This is a genomic window from Candidatus Shapirobacteria bacterium (assembly GCA_041659325.1).
Lineage (GTDB): Bacteria > Patescibacteriota > Microgenomatia > UBA12405 > UBA12405 > JBAZYN01.
The window spans coordinates 492,261-512,669 of sequence record JBAZYN010000001.1 but is presented as its reverse complement, the minus strand read 5'-3'; the positions used below and the strand labels follow the sequence as shown (position 1 = coordinate 512,669).

At 43.7% G+C, this 20,409-nt stretch carries 22 protein-coding genes and 1 tRNA gene; 11 read left to right on the top strand and 12 right to left on the bottom strand.

All coding sequences use genetic code 11. The annotated features are described in order from the left end of the window. The first annotated feature begins 35 nt into the window (after positions 1-35). The 10 genes from WC841_02780 to WC841_02735 all read left to right on the top strand — a co-directional run bounded on the left by WC841_02780 (position 36) and on the right by WC841_02735 (position 7,609). Positions 36-123, top strand: a tRNA-Leu gene (locus WC841_02780). 218 nt (positions 124-341) lie between these two features. After that, positions 342-1,319 carry a hypothetical protein gene (locus WC841_02775; protein ID MFA5828258.1) on the top strand — a complete coding sequence of 326 codons (978 nt, stop codon included), beginning with the start codon at positions 342-344 and terminating at the stop codon, positions 1,317-1,319. Positions 1,320-1,602: 283 nt separating this feature from the next. Further along, positions 1,603-2,271, top strand: a complete 669-nt coding sequence (locus tag WC841_02770) for a hypothetical protein (GenBank protein MFA5828257.1) — start codon at positions 1,603-1,605, stop codon at positions 2,269-2,271. Then, positions 2,268-2,654 carry a TraR/DksA C4-type zinc finger protein gene (locus WC841_02765; protein MFA5828256.1) on the top strand — a complete coding sequence of 129 codons (387 nt, stop codon included), beginning with the start codon at positions 2,268-2,270 and terminating at the stop codon, positions 2,652-2,654. Before WC841_02770 ends, WC841_02765 begins: the two co-directional genes overlap by 4 nt. Continuing rightward, complete coding sequence (locus WC841_02760) at positions 2,632-3,015, top strand: signal peptidase II (GenBank protein MFA5828255.1); 384 nt, start codon at positions 2,632-2,634, stop codon at positions 3,013-3,015. Before WC841_02765 ends, WC841_02760 begins: the two co-directional genes overlap by 23 nt. Beyond that, positions 2,994-3,686: an RluA family pseudouridine synthase gene (locus tag WC841_02755; protein MFA5828254.1), complete on the top strand. Its 693-nt coding sequence runs from the start codon at positions 2,994-2,996 to the stop codon at positions 3,684-3,686. Before WC841_02760 ends, WC841_02755 begins: the two co-directional genes overlap by 22 nt. Continuing rightward, the gene (locus WC841_02750; GenBank protein ID MFA5828253.1) at positions 3,670-4,521 is read left to right on the top strand and encodes a LytR C-terminal domain-containing protein; all 852 of its coding nucleotides are present in this window, start codon (positions 3,670-3,672) and stop codon (positions 4,519-4,521) included. The genes WC841_02755 and WC841_02750 overlap by 17 nt, the downstream gene beginning before the upstream one ends. Beyond that, positions 4,505-5,218, top strand: a complete 714-nt coding sequence (locus tag WC841_02745; GenBank protein ID MFA5828252.1) for a YebC/PmpR family DNA-binding transcriptional regulator — start codon at positions 4,505-4,507, stop codon at positions 5,216-5,218. Before WC841_02750 ends, WC841_02745 begins: the two co-directional genes overlap by 17 nt. Then, positions 5,202-5,987, top strand: coding sequence for a hypothetical protein (locus WC841_02740; GenBank protein ID MFA5828251.1), 786 nt, complete (start codon positions 5,202-5,204; stop codon positions 5,985-5,987). The genes WC841_02745 and WC841_02740 overlap by 17 nt, the downstream gene beginning before the upstream one ends. 683 nt (positions 5,988-6,670) lie before the next feature. Beyond that, complete coding sequence (locus WC841_02735) at positions 6,671-7,609, top strand: tyrosine-type recombinase/integrase (protein MFA5828250.1); 939 nt, start codon at positions 6,671-6,673, stop codon at positions 7,607-7,609. A gap of 82 nt (positions 7,610-7,691) precedes the next feature. Here the strand turns inward: WC841_02735 and WC841_02730 are convergent, their stop codons facing one another. The 12 genes from WC841_02730 to WC841_02675 all read right to left on the bottom strand — a co-directional run bounded on the left by WC841_02730 (position 7,692) and on the right by WC841_02675 (position 20,220). Next, positions 7,692-10,295, bottom strand: coding sequence for a DNA gyrase subunit A (locus WC841_02730; protein MFA5828249.1), 2,604 nt, complete (start codon positions 10,293-10,295; stop codon positions 7,692-7,694). An 83-nt stretch (positions 10,296-10,378) separates the two neighbouring features. Beyond that, positions 10,379-12,322: a DNA topoisomerase subunit B gene (locus tag WC841_02725; protein ID MFA5828248.1), complete on the bottom strand. Its 1,944-nt coding sequence runs from the start codon at positions 12,320-12,322 to the stop codon at positions 10,379-10,381. Positions 12,323-12,445: 123 nt separating this feature from the next. Next, a complete protein-coding gene (locus WC841_02720; GenBank protein MFA5828247.1) occupies positions 12,446-12,982 on the bottom strand; it encodes a TrmH family RNA methyltransferase in 537 nt (178 codons plus the stop codon). A gap of 633 nt (positions 12,983-13,615) precedes the next feature. Further along, positions 13,616-14,605: a hypothetical protein gene (locus WC841_02715; GenBank protein MFA5828246.1), complete on the bottom strand. Its 990-nt coding sequence runs from the start codon at positions 14,603-14,605 to the stop codon at positions 13,616-13,618. A 44-nt stretch (positions 14,606-14,649) separates the two neighbouring features. Beyond that, positions 14,650-14,847 (bottom strand): ferredoxin, encoded by a 198-nt coding sequence (locus WC841_02710; protein ID MFA5828245.1) that lies wholly within the window; start codon positions 14,845-14,847, stop codon positions 14,650-14,652. Positions 14,848-14,912: 65 nt separating this feature from the next. Continuing rightward, the gene (locus WC841_02705) at positions 14,913-15,419 is read right to left on the bottom strand and encodes a hypothetical protein (GenBank protein ID MFA5828244.1); all 507 of its coding nucleotides are present in this window, start codon (positions 15,417-15,419) and stop codon (positions 14,913-14,915) included. Then, complete coding sequence (locus tag WC841_02700) at positions 15,416-15,979, bottom strand: hypothetical protein (protein ID MFA5828243.1); 564 nt, start codon at positions 15,977-15,979, stop codon at positions 15,416-15,418. The genes WC841_02705 and WC841_02700 overlap by 4 nt, the downstream gene beginning before the upstream one ends. A 24-nt stretch (positions 15,980-16,003) precedes the next feature. Next, positions 16,004-17,221: an ABC transporter permease gene (locus tag WC841_02695; protein ID MFA5828242.1), complete on the bottom strand. Its 1,218-nt coding sequence runs from the start codon at positions 17,219-17,221 to the stop codon at positions 16,004-16,006. Beyond that, entirely contained in the window at positions 17,215-17,925 is a 711-nt protein-coding gene (locus tag WC841_02690; protein ID MFA5828241.1) for an ABC transporter ATP-binding protein, read from the bottom strand. Before WC841_02690 ends, WC841_02695 begins: the two co-directional genes overlap by 7 nt. Then, on the bottom strand, positions 17,897-18,952 hold the full coding sequence (locus tag WC841_02685; protein ID MFA5828240.1) for an efflux RND transporter periplasmic adaptor subunit: 1,056 nt from the start codon (positions 18,950-18,952) through the stop codon (positions 17,897-17,899). The genes WC841_02690 and WC841_02685 overlap by 29 nt, the downstream gene beginning before the upstream one ends. Continuing rightward, the gene (locus WC841_02680; GenBank protein MFA5828239.1) at positions 18,949-19,239 is read right to left on the bottom strand and encodes a hypothetical protein; all 291 of its coding nucleotides are present in this window, start codon (positions 19,237-19,239) and stop codon (positions 18,949-18,951) included. The genes WC841_02685 and WC841_02680 overlap by 4 nt, the downstream gene beginning before the upstream one ends. A gap of 33 nt (positions 19,240-19,272) precedes the next feature. Beyond that, on the bottom strand, positions 19,273-20,220 hold the full coding sequence (locus WC841_02675; protein ID MFA5828238.1) for a hypothetical protein: 948 nt from the start codon (positions 20,218-20,220) through the stop codon (positions 19,273-19,275). Between WC841_02675 and WC841_02670 the strand changes: the two genes are divergently transcribed. Continuing rightward, on the top strand, positions 20,209-20,406 hold the full coding sequence (locus tag WC841_02670; protein ID MFA5828237.1) for a hypothetical protein: 198 nt from the start codon (positions 20,209-20,211) through the stop codon (positions 20,404-20,406). The genes WC841_02675 and WC841_02670 overlap by 12 nt on opposite strands. Positions 20,407-20,409 lie beyond the last annotated feature (3 nt).

Below are 20,409 nucleotides of genomic sequence, written 5' to 3'. Positions count from 1 at the left end.
CGAGGCCGACAATAATAAAATAAAGTTTGAAATTTGCCGAAGTGGTGGAATTGGTAGACACGCAGGTCTCAAAAACCTGTGGCCTTAAAAACCGTGACGGTTCGATTCCGTCCTTCGGCACCAAAAAGGAAATCGTATCATAAAACATAAATTTTTTATATGACGGATTTATATCGTGGACAGTTAGATGTTGTCGAGGAAGAATATCATGGACCAACTGTTTGTGTGGGTAGATTTTTGTGGGAATATGCCCAAGGTTAGAAACGGAACAGGGAAAAATCTATGTGCAAAGGGTGCTGACAGAAAGCAGTTACTTCTTAATTTGCAATATACTATTCAATATGGATGACAAAAGGGTTGAACAAAATGGAATAGCATTTTTGGATCAATATGCCGGATGGGCAAAAAATCTTCTTCCTCCTGATGAACTGCGTTTAAAATGGTCGGTAGAAATGGCGATTGACGCCAAATTAAAAAGTTGGTGGCAGGAGATTGACGCCGCGCCGGGTTTATTATTTCAAGACGTTCTTACGTTAACTCCAGTAGCCAGACGACAACAAGCGCTTGAACAGGCAGATATATTTGCTTCCGCTAATATTCCAAGAAAAAAAGAAGCGATAGTCTCAAGACTAATGGCAGAAGGCAATGTTGATAGGGTATTGGCAGAAGAACAATTAAGTACCACGGAAGATAAAATACAAGGTCAGACATATGTTGCAAAAAATATTTATTCTGTTGAAAGGTTAATTGATTTTCTTCAAACTGGTGAGTTATGGGGCAGAGGGACAATACAGAGACCAGAAGTTCAGATACGCGCGTTGGAAGCAAAATTGGGAACAAGAGCAATGGATATTGCCGAAGATCCCTCTGTGTTGTATGGCATTTTAACTGACGATTGGATTGAAGACTTAACTGCGAAACAGCCATTTTTCTCCGACCTTGGAGTTTATTTGATTGGTTCTCGAAGAGCTTTTGAGAGAAAAACAATTTTTTGTGACGTTGATTCAGGATCTCAAGGTGGCTTGGGGATGCATCCCGATGTAATAATTCAAAGCCATGTTTTTAATTGGGAAGGAGCGGAATTGGCAAGAGTCTACCAAAAACTATTTCCAGGAGGTTGGTATGTTGAATCACACGTTATGGGTGGATGGAAGCCAGAAGAGACAGAAAAGATTGTAATCACCAAAGACATTTTTGATAAAATGACTTTTCAACAGAAAGAAATGGTACTTCAGCATGGTGATTTATTAGACAAAGTATTTGTTTTGATTCGTGGTCAAAAAAATAATATAATTTTGTTTAAAGACCTAACACTTTAACAATTTTGTTTGAAATGCGTTCGAATTTTTCCAAAAACGAGCACCAGATGATTCGCGTCATTGCGAAGGAAGGATTGACTGTGGCAATCTTTAACGTTAGACATAATCAATTGCATTAACCCGGAGTGGAGAGATTTGTATAGTCAAATTCTGTAAAGATTGCCACGTCGTTTTACTCCTTCCGCCAAAGGCGGACAAGCGCAATGACGTACAGATACAATTTCGTTCTTTGGCGCTATGAAGGGATCGCAATTTGTGCGATGAATATAGATTATAATAGGGTATGGTTTTTCCGTTCTTATCAATAATCGGAATTGTATTGTTTCTGTATTTAACCTGGAGAAATTTGAGAGATAGTTATCGGGTTGATGATTTGATTACTTTTTCATGGTTGGCGGTGTTGGCTTTTTTGATAGGGGGGAGGGTAACTTATGGACTGGCTAATTGGGGGGAGTGGAGTACGCTTGGTGATTGGGTAATATTTTATAAAAATCGGGGATTAAATTTGGCCGGTGGTTATGTGATATTACTAATGATTGTAACCGTGCTAGCGCAGAAGTATAGTTGGAAATTATGGCCATTTCTTGAAGATATGACCAACAATATGTTGATTTTGGTGATGGGGGTATGGTTGGCGGGGGTGGATTTTGGGAAGATTGGGGTAACGGAGGGGGCGATAGCGGCAATATTTGTTTTGAGTCTTTTGATTTCGACGTGGGTGAAAAATCGGTATCGGTCCTTTGTTTGGTATAGAAGTGGCCGGAAGGGATTTAGGTTTTTCTTTGCCAATATGGTGTTTTTCATGCTCCTTGCGGTATATTTTTTGATAATTAACAAGTGGGTTTTTTTTGGGGTACTTTTGTTTGCCGGCTTGATAAATCTGGGAGGATTGTTTATTCTTGGAGAAGTGCTTGATCCGTTATTGGTTAAGATAAAAAGGAAGAAATCATGAAATCAGAAACGAAGCCGGCGGAGAGTATTAAATTTCCCGGCAGATTGGTAGCACCGATAAAACATTTCCTTGAGGGAGAGATTGTCCGCTTAAAGCGCAGAGAGAAAGACATAAAGCAGTCTGATCCGTTTATGGATGCAGCCAGGTCGACGGAAAATTCGATTGAGGAGGATGTGGATGAACAGGTGGGGCATTTTGAAACGGTGGTAAAGGCTAATTTTATTAAAAAACAGATTGTTCAGGTCAGAAAGGCTTTGACTTATCTAAGGATTGGGAAGTATGGAACTTGCGAGAAGTGCGGGAAGATGATAGATACAGACCGGTTAGCAATTAAGCCTGAAGCAACCGTTTGTATTAAATGTGAGAAAGAGTCAGAGTTCTAGAGTTTTGTGGTTTACAACCGGATTGGTTTTGTTGGTTTTTGTAAATGAGGTGTTGGCGGGATTTTTTGGGGTGATGGTCCGAAACTATGGAGTCAGTTTTGGGTTTAATATAGGTGGTATATTACTAAATATAGCCGTATTTTTGATTTTGGGATATAAAGTGATTTGGAGGGGAGAGGGGGGAGGGCTGGCGGCGGTGTTTTGGGGTGGAGGGTTAAACCTGGTTGACCGGATAAGATTTGGATATGTAAGGGATTATTGGGAATTATTTTTTGGGTTATATAATAACCTGGCAGATTGGATGATAGTTTTGGGTGCGGGGGTATTTATAATAAACTTATGGATGAAAAGATCGGAATAGTTTTTGAAGGCGAGGAGATGATGGTTTTAGATAAACCGGGAGGATTGGTGGTAACTAATGAGGGACGGACGAACCGGCAGGCGACTCTAGAGGATTGGCTGAGGGATAAAAAGTCAAATAATTTAGAAAGAGCGGGGATAGTGCACCGATTGGATAAGGGGACCTCGGGATTGATAGTGGTGGCAAAAACTAAAAAAGCCCTGGATTATTTGAAAAGTCAGTTTAAAAAAAGGAAAGTACAAAAAAAATATATTGCGTTAATTTGCGGAGATTTGCCAAGAGAGGGGGGAATGAAAGTGCCGATAGGTCGCAGCCGTTTTGGCTTTGGGAAATTTGGAGTTGATCCGGACGGCAAGAAGGCGGAAACCCGATTTCGGCTGATTTCAAAGTATAAAAGGGGTAACCGAATCTATAGCTTGGTGGATATTGATCTTTTGACCGGGAGAACTCATCAGATTAGAGTTCATTTTAGTAACTTGAGATGGCCGTTGGTGGGAGATGTGTTGTATGGCGGGGAGCCCTTCGACAAGCTCAGAGCTTCCGGCGGGAGGCCGTTTCTACATGCCCACCAGATTAGTTTTACCGATGTAAACGGGAAAGTTGTGTCATTTGAATCGGAAATACCTAGTGATCTAAAAGATGTTTTGGCGGAATATGAAAAAACGGGTTAAAAATAGGGGATGGCTTTGGCTGGTAATATTGGGAGTATTGGTGGTGGCGGGGGGGCTAGGAATTACTGTCTGGTCGGCTGGCTGGAATGGTAAAACCGATGTGAAACTGGCAATTATTTCTCCCGATCGGTTAGTAATGGTTTCGATAAGTCCGGTGAGGGATATGGTAAATGTGCTTGAGGTGGGGGGAAGTGTGCCGATTTGGGTGCCAGGAGGATTGGGGTGGTACAAGGGTGATAAGATCATGCGGTTACTAAAACAGGAGGTGAATTTTGCGGATTATAAACCGATATTTTTTTATAATTTTGGCTTTATGGCCGATGAGGTGGTATTTCTGGAAAAATATGAGGATTGGAGCAGCAATAAAAATTTGATCTCGGAGTTGGGAATATTTGGGTGGATTAAATATGTCTTATGGCAAAACAGTATGATTGTAAGCAGTGAGGAGATTAATGGTGCCATTGAGCAAAACAAGCTTGTATTGGGAGAAATAATGATGAGGGACTTTGGGGATGACAGAATTTTGGTTGATGATATGAGGCTATCGGTTTACAACGCATCGGCAGAAAGTGGGCTTGCCGGTTTTATGTCGGAGAGGTTGGAATGGGCGGGGTTTTCAGTAATGGAAGTTGATGATGCGGAGGAAATAGTCGATAAGTGCTTGATGGTATATCACCATGGTTTGGAGGAGAGATGGGGACTGTTGGCATTAAAGGAACTATTTAGTTGTACAATTCGGACAGACAGTAATTTGGGCGAAAACGAAATATATTTATATTTCGGTGATACCTTTGGCCGGATGATAAAATATAGTAATTATGTCCGGTCATTCTAAGTGGTCGAATATCAAAAACAGAAAGGGAGCGCAAGATAAAAAGCGAAGCGAAGTTTTTACTAAGGCAGCCAAGAATATCCTGACGGCAATTCGGACGGGTGGGGGGAATACAAATAGGGAGGCTAACTTACATCTCAAGACGGCAATTGTCGCGGCCCGAGATGTCGATATGCCGAAAGACAATATCGAGCGGTTAATCGCTAATTTTGAGGAAAAAAAAGCGAATATGGGAAACTATGTTTTTGAGGGCTACGGTCCCCACTCGGTCCCATTTATCATTGAAGCGGAAACAGATAACAAAAATAGAACTTTGACGGAACTGAAATTAATGTTTAGAAATTGCGGAGGAAGTTTGGTGGAGGGAGGATCGGTGCTGTATCAATTTGATAAAAGGGGAGAGATAGAGGTTGAACAAATACCAGTAGACAGGGAGCTTGATTTGATTGACGCCGGAGCTGAGGATATATCGGAAAACAGGATATATGTTGACCCAGGGAATCTGACCGAGGTGGCGGAAAAAATTAAAAATATGGGGATAAAAGTTGTTCGGTATGAAATAGTAATGGTGCCAAAAATGCCTTTAATGCTTTCCCGCGAGGAAGATGTGGCTGATGTGCTTGATCTGGTGGGAGAATTGGAGGAAAGTGATGATGTGATTAATGTTTTTACCGGGTTTGACTATGTCCAAAAGGTTTAAGTATCTGGTCTCATCGATTTTATCGGCGGTTGGTTTTTTTATGTTTATTTCCCTACCTTATGAATCGCGGTATTACGGATTAATTGTAGGGACGCTTTTGGTTATTTTTTGTTTTTGGTTTGGATTGGGGATAATATTTGCCGATAGCATTTATCTTAGACTGATGGCAATTTTGTTGCCGTCGGCGCTGTTTATTGGCTTTGGCTTGTTTGCGGCCATATTGCCTGCTTCGTTTGTCGGTTCATTGGCGATGAGTGTATTTTTTGGGGGGCTTTGCTATATTATTTTTTTGGTTGAAAATGTATTTTTGGTGGCAATAGGCTATAAAACGGTACCTTTGTATCGGGCGGCGTATACGGTTAGCTTGATAATCTTGTTATTGGCGGCGTTTTTTTTGTTTGATACCATATTTTCTTTCAGATGGGATTATTGGATAAACGGACTGGTGATCTTTGCGGTGTCGACTTTGCTATTTTTGTATCAATTTTGGGCAATTGCGATTGAGCTACCTGATGACGGCAAGGATAAAAACCGGATGGCCTATGTTTTGGCTCCCGGATTAATTTTGGGCCAATTGGGAATGATATTTTCGTTTTGGCCAGTGGGAATTTTTAGAGGGTCGATGTACCTGGTGTCTGTGATTTATATTATATCGGGGTTGTTGCAGGGCGATATTCGGGGGAGACTGTTTCGGAAGACGTGGATGGGATTCGTCTGGGTGGGAGTGGCTATATTTTTGGCAATTATTGTGATGACCAGGTGGAGATAATCAAATTTTGTAATTAGTAATTTGTAATCAGTAATCGGTAATTTTTTTGTGAGGGGGTTGGCAGGGGAGGAGGGAAGTGCTAGACCTATAATATATAGTCCTATAATATCCTATAATTTTCACATAATGTCCTATAGTTTTCACAATTACCGTGATATAGAGTGATATAGTCTGTGTGGAAAACTTACAAAACGCCAATGTATCACGAGAGGGGCAGGTGTAGCCCAGGGGAAGGGTTGAACCAATTAAGAATTATCAATTTCGAATTAATAAATGATTAGAGTAAATTATGGGGAAGTGAGTAAAACATTTGTTTATTCTACCCCGGCGGGTAGGTGGCATATTTGTAACTTCGTAGAATGTATCTTTCACGAAGTACTCTGAAGTGGAAGTGGAGGGGAGGAGTCACTTAATTAATAATTAACAATTACGAATTACGAATTATTTATTCAGATAATGTTATGTGGCGACAACTGAATGTTAATAGATAACCCCGTTTCGCCTATCGGTTGCCCCAGTCGGTCGAACCGGTTTGTCAGGCATAAAATTGGACATTGACTCCCCTCAGGGTAAAAATCGGGAGGACCGGTAGGAAAAGGCCTAAGAATAGGGAAAAGTTATATATAGCCTCACCAGAGGCCCTAGAATCGATTTTTATGCCCTTGGCTATGATAAGATAGGTCATGAATGATGATTTAATCACGCTATTTACGAGATTTATTGAACATTTGGAAATTGAAAGAAATTGCTCGCGACTGACAGTGGTGAAATATAAACATTACCTGGGGAAACTGGAGGCCTTTTTTAGGGAGGAGCTAAAAATTGAATACCCAACTCTGTCGGATATTAATTCTGAAAGCGTAAGAAAATTTCGATTATTTTTGGCAAGACAACCGGGCTTAAACGGAGACCTGAAAAGTGTGACCCAAGGATATTATGTGATAGTTTTGCGGGCTTTTTTGAAGTGGGCAATTAAAAATGACTTGAAATCGATGCAGCCGGAAAAAATTGACGTCCCAAAAAACAGCGAACACTCTTTGAAGTTTTTGAATGGAGAGCAGATAGCCAGACTATTTAACCAACCTTTGTTGTCTACGCCCGCCGGGTTGCGGGACAGGGCGATTTTGGAATTGCTGTTTTCGGCCGGATTGCGGGTATCGGAATTGGTGGCTTTGAATCGAGATCAGATTGATTTGAAGACCAGGGAATTTGGGATAATCGGCAAGGGTGGAAGATCCAGACTGGTTTTTATTTCCCAATCGGCCAAGGTGATTTTAGAGAGATATTTGAGAAGCAGGACCGATAAGTTTAGGCCGCTATTTGTAAATTTGAAGAAAAGAAAGGACATTACGGCCAGTGAAGAAAAAGCCAGGCTGTCTTCGAGGGCGATTCAGTATATGGTAAAAAGATTTACGCGTCAGGCAAAGATACCGGTTGGTGCCACCCCCCACACTTTACGGCACTCGATGGCGACTGATCTTCTAAGAAGCGGGGCTGATCTTCGGTCGGTTCAGGAATTGCTTGGCCACAAAAACATTGCCACTACTCAAATTTATACTCACGTAACAGATGCAAGATTGAGGGAAGTACACGAGAAATATCATAGCGGAAATCGGAAATAGTCTTTAGTATCCAGTGTGTATAGTAAAGTGAGCAAAATGTCCCAATCTTTGGCCAAAAGTACACTTTGGCATCCTGTTATCACTAGACCACTTTGTCTGCTGATTTCTTGGCTGACTCCCCTGCCCTATCCGAGGCTGGATTTTCCTTGTCGGTGTCGTTAATTTCTAGAACAGTCATGGCATTAAGTTTGTCGTCGGCTGATTTGAACCTCATCAGGATGACGCCCTTGGTGTTTCGGTTTAGAGTGGGAATATTTTTTAACGGGAGCTTGATAGTTATGGCCTTTTTTGAGACCAAAATTACCTGGTTGTGGATTTCGGAAACCACCTGGGCGGCGGCGATTTTACCGGTTTTGGGGGTGAGAGCGGCGACTTTGACACCGACTCCGCCGCGTTTTTGGAGAGGATAAAGGTAAACATTGCTGCGTTTGCCGACGCCGTTTTCGGTGACAACCAAAAGATGTCTGAAGCCGTTGACCTGGCCGACCTTGGTGATGGTACTGGGAATGATGCCGATGCTGACCAGGTAGTCGTTTTCTTTTAGAAGAATTCCCCTGACTCCTCTGGTTTGCCGGCCCATGGGACGGGTGTCTTTTTCGTCAAAGCGGATGCATTTGCCGTCGTGAGTGACGAGAAAAACCTGACAGCCACCGGTGGTAGTTTTGGCCCAAATCAGCTCATCGTTTAGATCGAGCTTGATGGCGGCTAGACCATTTTGGCGGATGTTTTTGAATTTTTCTAAGGAAGTTTTTTTAACGATACCCTTTTTGGTGGCCAGAAGAATGAATTTGTTTTTTTCGTCTTTGCTAAGTGGGAGAGCGGTTTGGACAGTTTCGCCCTGAACGGTATTGATAAGATTAATCAGAGCCTGACCTTTGGATTGACGGTTGGCTTCGGGGATATCCCAAACTTTGATTCTAAAGACACGGCCTTTGTTGGTAAAGAATAAAAGGTCGTCGTGAGTTTCGACGGACATGACGTTTTCTATTTCATCCTCGGCCTTGGTGGACATGCCGACGATACCGACGCCGCCGCGGTGTTGGGTTTTGTAGGTGTCTTTTGGAACCCTTTTGACATATCCGGTTTTGGTGAGGGTGACGATGGTAGGCTCGTTTGGAATCAGATCTTCCTCGCTGAAATCATCTAAGCCCCGGACATAAATTTTTGTTTTTCTGGTGTCGCCATATTTTTGGCTGATTTCGTCGTTTTCGGTTTTTAAAACGGAAACCATTTTTGCTTCTACCGTAAGGATAGAGGTTAATTCGTCTATTAGCTTTTTGATGGAGTCGTATTCTTCGTCGAGCTTTTGCCGTTCGAGAGCGGCAAGACGGCGAAGCTGCATTTCCAAAATAGCATTGGCCTGAAGATCGGTAAAGGAAAATTTTGAAATAAGATTGTCCCGGGCATCGTCGGTACTCTTGGAGGCTCTGATGGTTTTTATAACCTCATCTATGATATCCAGGGCTTTTTTGAGACCTTCCAGAATATGAGCCCTCATATAATTACCTTTTAGATCGAAAATTGTTCTGGCGCGGACTATTGATTCACGATGGCGGAGGAAAAGAAGCAAAAACTGACGAAGATTTAGGGTTTGGGGAACGCCGTCGACCAGAGCCAACATATTGGCGGAATAAGAGCTTTGGAGGGGAGTGTACTTGAAAAGCTTGTTGAGCACCGATTTTGGTTTACCGTTTTTTTTGATTTCGACCACCACCCTGATACCATGCCGGTCGGATTCGTCGCGGAGATCAGAGATGCCAACAATTTTTTTGTCGCGAACCAGGTCGGCTATCTTTTTTACGAATTCGGCTTTGTTTACCTGATATGGTAGCTCGGTGATGATGATTCTGATTTTTCCGGATTTTGTTTCTTCGATGGCGGTTTTCCCACGGATAGCGAATTTACCACGACCGGAAGTGTACATTTCGATAATTCCGGTTTTACCGTATATTTCTCCGGAGGTGGGGAAATCCGGGCCTTGAACATATTTAGTCAACTCCTCTACTGTGGCGGCAGTTTCCAGATTAAAATGCTGGTTGGTAAGATGATAAACCGGCTGTAAAACTAACTCCTCAGTTGTTTTGGGCTTGATGTGGGAAATTTCCAGGGGGGTTTCAATTTTTTCGAGATGACAGTGGTCCAGAATATGACTGATGGCCTGACAAATTTCTTTGAGGTTGTGGGGTGGGATTCTGGTGGCCATACCAACGGCGATACCATCGGCGCCATTTAAAAGGAGATTGGGAATACGGGAAGGAAGAACAGTGGGCTCTTTGGTGGAGCCGTCGTAGTTGTCCATCATTTCAATGGTTTCTTTTCCGATATCAGCGACCATTTCCGGGGTGAGACGGGACATTCTGACTTCGGTGTACCTCATGGCAGCGGGTGGATCCCCGTCGATGGAACCAAAATTCCCCTGGCCTTTGACCAGTGGGTAGCGAAGAGAAAAATCCTGGGCCATACGGACCAGGGCCATATAAACAGACATGTCGCCGTGGGGGTGATAGGATTTTAGGACGTCGCCGACAACAGCAGCTGATTTGACGTTCCTTCCGCTTGCGGATAAACCCATTTTGTCCATGGCATAGATGATGCGCCGGTGAACAGGTTTTAGCCCGTCTCTGACATCGGGCAGAGCCCGCTGAACGATAACGCTCATGGCGTAATCGAGATACGATTTTTCCATTTCGGGAACTATGTTGACATTGAGAATTTTACCGATAGGATTTTGGGGAGCGGTCGGTAGTGTTTTTATATCGTTTGCCATTTTTATAAATCAAGGGTAGCCAGATGGGCATGAGAAGTAATAAATTTTTTGCGGGGTGGGACATCTTCGCTCATTAAGATTCTAAAAATTTCGTCGGTTTTTTCAGCATCTTCGATGTTTATTTTTTTCAGCATTCTGGTTTCGGGGTTCATGGTGGTGTCCCAAAGCTGTTGAGGGTTCATTTCCCCCAAACCTTTGAAGCGCTGGATATCTATGCCTTTGATGTCGGGGAGAGTTTTGAGATAGGATTCTTTTTCTTCGTCGGTATAGACATATTTTGTGACCTTTCCGGTTTTGATGCGGTACAGCGGTGGCATGGATAGGTAGACGTGACCGTGTTCGATGGTATATGGCATGTGGCGATAGAGAAAAGTCAAAAGAAGGGTTGAGATGTGGGCGCCGTCGACGTCGGCATCGGACATTAGAATTATGCGGTGATAACGGAGCTTTTCGGGATTTAGGCTCTCCCCTATTCCCATGCCGAGGGCAATTATTAGATCTTTGAGTTTTTCGGAACCAACAATTTTGTCGATGCGCATACCTTCGGTGTTGATGGCTTTTCCCCAAAGCGGAAGAATGGCCTGAAACTTGCGGTCTCTCCCCTGCTTGGCGCTGCCACCGGCGGAGTCTCCTTCGACGACAAAAATTTCACATTCTTCGGGCTTACGGGATTGGCAATCGGCCAGTTTGCCGGGAAGTCCGAGAGAATCAAAAGCCCCTTTGCGCATAATTGCATCTTTGGCGGCCTTGGCGGCTTTGCGGATTTGAATGGCCAGGATTGATTTGCCGACGATGGCTTTGGCGACATCGGGATGCTCTTCGAAATACATTTCCAATTCTTCGCGGACGATTTTGGTAACAATCGGGGTGACTTCACTGTTGCCCAATTTGCCTTTGGTTTGACCTTCGAACTGAAGATCCTTGCTGGGCATTTTGATGGAAATAACGGCGGTTAAGCCCTCGCGGACATCGTCGCCAGTAATGATGTCATCTTTGCCCTTTAACAGTTCTTTTTTGGCGGCATAGTCCTTGATGACTTTGGTGAGGGCGGTTTTGAACCCGGAAAGATGGGCGCCGCCCTCGTGGGTGTTTATAATGTTGACAAATGACGGGGTATTTTCTTGGAAAGTATCGTTGTATTGAATGGCGACTTCAACATCGACATCATTTTCGGCTTTGTGAAGATAAATAGGCTCGTGGACAACGACCTTATTTTTGTTGGTCTCGCGTAGCAGTGAGACAATTCCGCCCTCAAAATAATAGTTGTGTTCGGTGTTGTTTCTTTCGTCAAAATAATGAAAATAAATTTTTGATGTCAGATAAGCACGGTCTTTGAGGGATTTGATAATGGTTTTGTTGTCAAACTCGAGGGTGTCTTTAAAAATTTCTTTGTCGGGAAAGAAGGTGGTAGTGGTGCCGGAAATGTTTTGAGGGATTAATTCTTTTAACTTGGCGACATTGGTTTCGGTGATTTCGGAAAGCTTGGTTTTGACTTTGCCCCGGGCAAATTCCATAGCATGAATTTTGCCATCACGCCGGACTTCAACCCGGTAGAGTGTGGAAAGAGCATTAACGCAGGCGGCGCCGACACCATGGAGACCGCCGGAAACTTTGTAGGCGGCACCTTCGAACTTGCCGCCGGAGTGAAGAGTGGTCATGATGACTTCCAGGGCCGGTTTGTTGTATTTGGGCATGATATCGATGGGGATACCGCGGCCATCGTCGGCGATAGTAGCTGAATTGTCGGGATGGATTATTACCCAGATGTTTTTGGCAAACCCAGCCAGGGCTTCGTCGATGGAATTGTCGATGATTTCGGTGATGCAGTGATGAAGCCCGGTGACGTCGGTGGAACCGATATACATAGCCGGGCGCTTGCGGACGGGCTCAAGCCCCTCGAGGACGACAATTTGTTTTCCGGTGTATTGGTTGTTTGTGTCTGCCATAGATAATTATTGCGTACAGTTCCATTCTAACAAATTAAAATAGCTTTACAATAAGCAAATAAAGCCCTAAGATAGGCAATATAAATTTATAAAAAAAGCCAAAAATATCGTCAAAATTAGCCCTTATTTTAGGACAGAAAGGGAGTGAAAACAGACGACGGAGGTAGCCACCAAAACGTTTAGGGAAATGTTGATTCCGTACATTGGAATTTCGACAATCATATCGGCGGCGGTAATAGCTTCTTTTGAGACGCCGGTTGATTCACTACCGGCAATGATGGCGACGGGAAATTTATAATTAGCTTGTTGATAGTTGACGCTTTTGGGATGTTGTTCACACACAATAATTTGATAACCATTTTTTTTAAGTTCTTCAAGGCATTCCCGGGTGGAAGTGTAATGCTGCCAGGGAACCCATTTCCAGGTGCCAATTGAGCTACGGTGAATTTTGATGTTTGGCGGAGTGACGACCGGTCCACAAAGGCATAATTTTTGCGCGCCAATGGCATCGGCAAGCCGAAAAAAAGAACCGATATTGTAGGTATCAAGAACGTTGTCGAGGACCAAGACAATCGGGTTGCGTTTGATAAGGGATTGATTTTTTTTTGACTCCCCTACCCTACTTTTACGAAGCTGATGAGAATTTAGTTTGGTTGGCATTGTTTTCAAATAGCTCTGCGTCCCAATCTTGGTGCCTTTGCAGTCGGGATCTCCGGAACAATAACTCCGACTGGATTTGTTTGACCATGATAAATTTCAGTGAAGACGCCGCGACCCGTACACCCATCCCACCCTCGGATTTTACACATTTCGTGTTCGCAAAGGCATAAATCATTCTTACGTGGTCGCAAGGGAATGAGGGGTAACCTGATGCCGAATTGGCTGTTTTGTCTTGGAAATTCGTTCTTGTGTTCGGAGCAAATAGCTTTATACCCTCTCCGTATAAAAAGGAACTCCATAAGATATTTTACCAAAAAACCCCTTCGATGAGCTAGGGGGTTAAATCTCCCCTAACCCCTCTTTTCCGCCATAGGCGGACAGGGATAAAGAGGGGAAATTGTTTAGTTAAAATCTACCCTTAATCCCTCCTTTGATAAAAAAAGGAGGGATACTGAACGTTATCGCGAATAAACGAAGTGAATGTGGCGATTTTATATTTCTTGCCGTGAAGATTGCCACGTCGCCTAAACAACTGCTCCTCGCAATGACGGGCGTAAGGTTGACACCTTGTTCCACTCTTTCCGCCATAGGTCCGCCTCGGCGGGTAAAAGGACAGGCGCAATGACGTGATTTTTAGTTGCAACCACCGGCGGCGGGGGCCTGACCGCTCAGTTCATTGAGGACGGTATCGCATTCTTTTGGTTCTTTTTTGAAGGCGGAACAGACTGCCTGCTTGATAACATTTGGAGTACGATATTTTGCCTGCTCGGCCACCTTGTCACCGATTTTTAGGGTGCCATTGCCGTCTTGGGCGTAGGCGGCTTCGGGCGGGAAGAGAGAGCCGTTTACGAGAACGGTGGGAGAGCCGCTGACCTGGTATTTGGTGGTTTCGGCAACTTCTTTTTCTATTAGGCTGATGGCCTCTTTGTTGAAGCACTCAGTGATTTTGCTGGTATCAAATCCGGCTTTTTTGGCCTGTTCTTCCCAACAGGTATCGGCGTTTTCGGAGGTACAGCTTTTGTTGACATTGTCGACAAAATTCCACCAGAGTTTTTTGTCTTGGGTCTGATTCCAGGCGCAAATTTCGCGGATATCCTGATTGGCCTCTATCCGGCCATGCAGGGAGTCATAGAAGGTTCCGTCACTGGCTTTGATATAGTTTTTCTCGTCGAGACAAGTTTTTGCATTGGCGGCGATGGTAGTTTTGCACTCGGCTTCGGTTTTGAAGTAGCCGCTAGTAACGTAACTTGAACATTGCGAGGGATCGCCTGATCTTTGTTTGCAGTAGTCGCCCAGATTTGCAACCTTGCCAAAGATATATTGAGGTCGGATGTCGGCCTTGTCTCCGAGAAGATCAGCCACGGGCCGAAGGATGTCTTCTATTTGATTGCCATAGGGGCAGAAACTCATGACAAAGAATTTTAATTCGGGGCGGTCGGTTTTGTCGACAGCAAAGACATTGTCGCTAGTAGTTTTGGTGGTAGTATCGGGAGTGGCTCCTTTTGACTTTGCCCAGGAAATTCCTGAGTAAAAAGAAGCTCCGGCCAGTAGAAGGGAGAAAAAGATAACACCGGCGGTGGGGACTTTGACGTATTTATTTTTGTTGCTATTGGTTTCGGGCATAATTTTAAAATATATAATTTTCGTTAAAAACGGAGAAATTTAATTTATAACTGCTCTTCAATTGTAATGGCGCCTACCGGACAGGAAGCGACAGCGGAGTCTACTTTTTCATCGATAGTTTCTGGCTGTTTTATGACGATGGCTTTGTAAGTTTGTTGATCAAGGGCGAATACCTCGGGATCTATTAATGGGCAGGTATTGCAGCCGATGCATTTGTCCTGGTTGACGATAATTTTTTTCATAATAGGAATAATCTTAACGGAAAAATTTGTAATGTCAATTGTCTTTTTGATTTTAACACGAGAGGCTATTGGACAATGTCGCAATAATGCTTGTTGGCTTTTAGGAATTTGCCCGATTTGATAATGGCGTTTAGTAACAAATAGATTCTGTCTTCGGCTTCTTCACGGTTGAGATACTTTATTTTTCCCGGGAAATAGTGAAATATTTCATTACGACCGAATTTCCAGGCATCCCAGAGGGTCTCGGCTAGCTCTTCGCCGGTGGAATCGAGATCTGACAATTTTTGGAAAACGGAGAAGCGTTTGTACCGAAGTGATGGGTTGAGCGTTTTACCGACACGGAAACGGTCGCTGGCGTGTTCTTCCTCACTGATAATACCGATATTGAAGAAGAAGTTTTTCAGATACCCCTCGTAGGCTTTTGAGATGGAAGAAACGAGGAAAGAATAATCGTTAATGTGGTTTTTTGGCAATATTTTTAGAACGTATTGGGTGTCGTCTAAAAGCATTATTTGTTCTTTTGGCAGGAAGTTTTTTGCTTCGAAAAAAACTAGGTCGGTTAACAGACTCATAATTTTGAATTTATCAGGATAAAAAGGTATACGACATTTACCAGGACAAAAGTGCCGATGTAATATGTTAGGGAGTTGAGGGCAAGTTGTTTTTCTTCGCGGGCAAAAAGCCAATCCTGGAGATGCTTTTTGTCGACTCTAAAGTCAACTATTTCGTCGACCAGAAGGTGAATGTTGAGAGCCAACAAAATAGCTTTGGGAAAGACACTGGTGGTGGAGGTAAAGACAAAAAAGGTAATAAGCAGAAGAATAGCCTGGAAAAAATAATGATGAAAGACGAGACTGGTATGGTTTTTGTGAGTATTTTCTAGCAATTTTAATAATTTTTTATATTTTTTGTTGGTTAAAAATATTTTCGCCTGCTGACTTTCGTCCAGATTGGGGTAGAGAAAAAACCAATAGATGAAATGATCGGTGTCTAGGGCAAAGGCGCCAATAGCTAAGCCAAAGAATAGTGCAACGAAGTTTATAGGGGAAACTTTGTATATTATCCAGACGATGGAAACCAGGATAAAAATCCCGAGGAGTGGTAATAAATGATGCCTAAGTTCTTGTCTCACCCTTTAATAATAGCAAAGACGGGATTATTCGTATCGTAGGGCTTCGATCGGAGATAGCCGGCTGGCTTTGCGGGCCGGGGCAACACCAAAAATAATTCCAACCATAAAGGAAACACCAAAAGCCAGGGCGACTGAGGAAAGAGTGACTCTGGCCGGAAAGAAGCTGTTGATGCCTAAGGTTCCAAGAGAACCAAGAATAATTCCAACAATGCCGCCAATTCCGGATAGGATAATGGCCTCAAAAAGGAACTGAAGCAGGATGGCACGAGGATAAGCACCGATAGCTTTTCGAAGGCCAATTTCGCGGGTTCTTTCGGAAACGGTAACTAGCATTATATTCATGATGCCTATTCCACCGACTATCAGAGAGATGGCGGCAATGCCGGTGAGGGCAATGGTCAGAGTGCTGATGATGGAGTTAATGGAGCTTAAAAGTTGGGCAGAATCAAAGACGGAAAAAGCATCTTTGTCGAAATGTTTTAAAAGAATGTCGGTGGTTTTTTCTTTGGTAGAATCTATTTGATCTTTGGTTGGGGCTTTTATTATGATTTGCTGGATGTTTTCATCACCGGTTAGGTCGGCGACAATCCCAAAAGGAAGAAAAACGTACTCGTCAACACTCGGACCGCCAAAACTGCTGCCTTTATTGTCGTTGACGCCGATAATTTTTATATTTTTACTGCCCAGAACAATTTTTTTCCCCAAGGCGGAGCTATTGGGGAAAAGATCTTTGGCGATGACGGCGCCTAAAATGGCGACAGTGCTATTTTTGTCTTCTTCCTCTTTGGTGAACCAACGGCCGTTGCCGGTAGATGGTGAAGAATTGTTGTTGGGACCATATAAGTAATTGGTGCCGATAATGGTGACAGTTTTTTTTATGGTATTTGATTTGGCTTCCACAGAAGATGTTTTGAGGGGCATGACCATGTTGGTTTTAAGGCCGCGTTTGAGATCGGTGATATTTTTTTGGGTAAAAGAGTTGGTGATGAGACCGCTGCGGTTGTTGCTGAAGCCACCTTCGTCGTTAAAAATTTTACCCGGGCTGACAAATATCGTATTACTTCCTAAGGCCTCAAACTGTTGATTGACAAAAATTTTTAGACCATTGCCGATTGAGGTTAGCATGATGACGGAGGTAACGCCGATAATGACTCCCAGGGAAGTTAGTACGGTCCGGCTTTTATTTTTTAAAATACTGCGGATACTGCTTTTGATAAGATCGTTGATGGAGGGTTTTAGCATGATTTGCCGGTGACTTTGCCGTCTTTGATAATAATAATTCTTTGGGCTTGTTGAGCCAATTCCATATCATGAGTAACCAGGACAATGGTATTGCCCTCATGGTGGAGTTGGCGGAAAAGGGACATAATTTCCAGACCTGATTTTGAGTCGAGATTGCCGGTTGGTTCATCGGCAAGAATTATTTTGGGGTTGTTGATCAGAGCCCGGGCGATGGCGACCCGCTGTTGTTGACCACCGGATAATTGGGCGGGAGTGTTGATTATCTTGTCTGCCAGGCCGACTTTTGTCAGCAAGTTTATCCCCATTTGTCTGTGTTTGGATCTGGGGATGTCAGAATACAAAAGCGGCAAGGTGGTGTTTTCCAGGGAAGAAGTTTTTGGTAAAAGATTGAATTGCTGAAAGACAAAGCCAAGGGTAATATTACGGGTTTTGGCTAGCTCTTCTTCGTTTAAGTGAGAGATATCTTGCCCCTCGAGCAGGACTTGGCCGGTGGTGGGGTTGTCAAGAAGGCCGATTATATGCATGAGAGTCGATTTGCCGGATCCTGAAGGTCCGGTGATGGAAACAAATTCTCCCTGACGGATACAGACCGAAACTCCGTCAAGAGCATTGAAAACAGTATTGCCGGAAGTATAGGTTTTGACTACGTCTTTTAACTCGAGGACGATTTTTGATTTATTTTGAGGTGAGAACGACTTGGTCATTTTGGGTAAGGCCTTCTTTAACCTCGGTAGTGGTATCAGTTTCGATGCCGATTTTTATATCCTGACGGACCAGAAGGTTGTCATTTTTTTTGTAAACATAACTTTGGCCATTGTCGTCATAAACGGCGTCGGTGGGAATGGTGAGAGCATTGGCGGATTCCGAAAGAACTAAAGTCGCATCACCATCCATGCCCAGACGATATAGCAAATCGTTGTTTTCCAGGGGCAGATTAAACCGGACCTCATAGACGGTGGAGGTTTGACCAGAAACAGGGATAAAAGACAGATAAGAAATTTCCGAAGCTATCTCCTGTCCGGGGAAGGCGTCGATTTTGATGGTGGCAAGTTGCCCAGTAGTGATTTTGGTAACATCCTGCTGATCAATTTCTGATTTGAAAAAAATACTGCCGGGGTCGATAACGGTAAAGGTGGCGGTGGCGGGGGTAATGTTGGTACCGGGGATTGGTTGATCGATACCGACGACCACTCCTTCGATGGGGGTAGACAGGACTGACTCTTTGAGAGCCATATCGGCGATTTCGTATTTGATAACGGCGTTGTTGAGAGAATATTGGGTGCGATCAAGAATCCGTTGAACAGTGTCGGTGACCAGGGCGTTTTCCCGGGTGGTTTTGTAATCGAATTCGGTGTCGTGGAATTCGGAAAAGGTGGTAAGATAGTTGTTAAATTGGGTAGAAAGATTTTTCTCTAATTCTTTTCGGTCGAGACTAGCCAGAGCCTGCCATTTTTTGACCCTGTCCCCTACTTTGACGCCAACCCAAACTAATCTGCCGGAATTTTGGAAGCGGAGTGAAGCAATTTTGTCGGCGCTAATCGAGCCGGTGATAATCAGTTCTTCTTTTATATTTTCAAATTTGGGAGTGTAAACGATGTCTTTTTTTGGGTTGAATTTTTGGGTTTGATCTTTGGAATTTTGAGCTTGGACCTGATTAAAGCCGACAAAAACGGCGGTTGCCAGAATAATGCCAATAAAAATTTTTAGAATATTTTTTTCGAAAAAATTCATTTTTGACTACTCCGTAATTCCTTAACTTTCCACATAAAAAGTTTATATGGCGATTGAATTGTACCGCGAGTTTGGTCCTTTATAAAGTAGCGGGCTTGTTCGAGGATTTTTCGGTCCATATTTTTGGCCATCCGGATATAGAGGGCACGGTTTTTCCAATCACCCAATTCTTTGGCTAATTCCAGACCGTAGGACTGATATTCATTTTTGACATATTTTTGGCGCCCAAAAAGAGTTTGTTGAAATTTTTTGAGCTGGTCTTTGATTGATGTCGGCGGATTACCCACAAGTTATTTTAGCGGATTTGTGAGAAATATTTTTTATTTACAGCACCGATAAGCCCGGGCGTTTGCCCAACCACACTGGGAGAGAGTTTGGGAGACTGAAAGTTTGGTGCAAGTAGTGCCGCAGTTTCTAGTACAATTGGGACTACTGCCGTAACACCCGCCGGAACAGGTAATGGCTGAGGTGGTCGGAGTGGGAGTGATAATTTTGGTCGGAGTGGCGGTGGGAGTAAGAATTGGGGTGGGGGTGGAAGTGATGGTTGAAACAGGAGGGCTGGTGGGTTGCGGGGGGGTGGCGGTTGGAGTGGTGACATATGAGGGATTGTAGTTTAGAAAGACCGGAGAAGACCAGGCGACTTCGACCAAATTGTTTTTGGAGTCTTTTTGTTTGGCAACAGCGTAGACAAATTTTGCCCGTTTGGGCATGGCATAGGCAAAGTTTGAAAAGGTTCCGGTTCTGGTTACCTCGTTACCATTGTTTGTAAAAGTAGCGGCAAGATAATAATCGGAGCTGTAATCGAAACCACCATATCTAATCTCGAGGGAGTCGAGTAATTTTTGATCATCCCGGGCGTAAAGTTCGTAAGAAATTGAGCCATTGAAATTAACAGTACCGCCCATGAGTTGATTGTTGACTATTAGGGCGATGGCAAGGGGAAAATAGGAGGAGCCGGCGCGTCCGTCGAGAACCCCGAAGGTTTGGCGGTTTTTGAAAGCAGCGACAACCGAGTCCTTGGTCAGAGATGAAGTAAGAACTCCGTAGCGACGGGAACCGGCGTTGGCGACATTGTGGTTATCGCCATAACCGGTGGCACCAAGCTTGTAACCTTTCTTTAGAGCTTTGGGAAAATGAGAGGCAAAAGCGTTGGTTTCGACCATATAGGTATAGGGGGCAATGGTAGAACGGTAAGTGAATATAGTTGACAGATCGGTGCTGTTGACCGGAAGTCTGAAATCGGAACCATTGAAGGGGTGGTTGAACATGGCAAAGAGGGTGTTTTTGTCCGGATGTTGGCTGAGGTAGGTGTAAAAGTTATCCAGAGTATAGGGAGGGGTGGTAAAGTTTGGGGCTTCAAGGACGTTGATATGGCCGCCGGTGTGGGTCCACTCAAAACCGTAGAGGGCAACAAATTGGTCGGAAATATTTTTATCTTGGGCAATGCTTTTTAGATT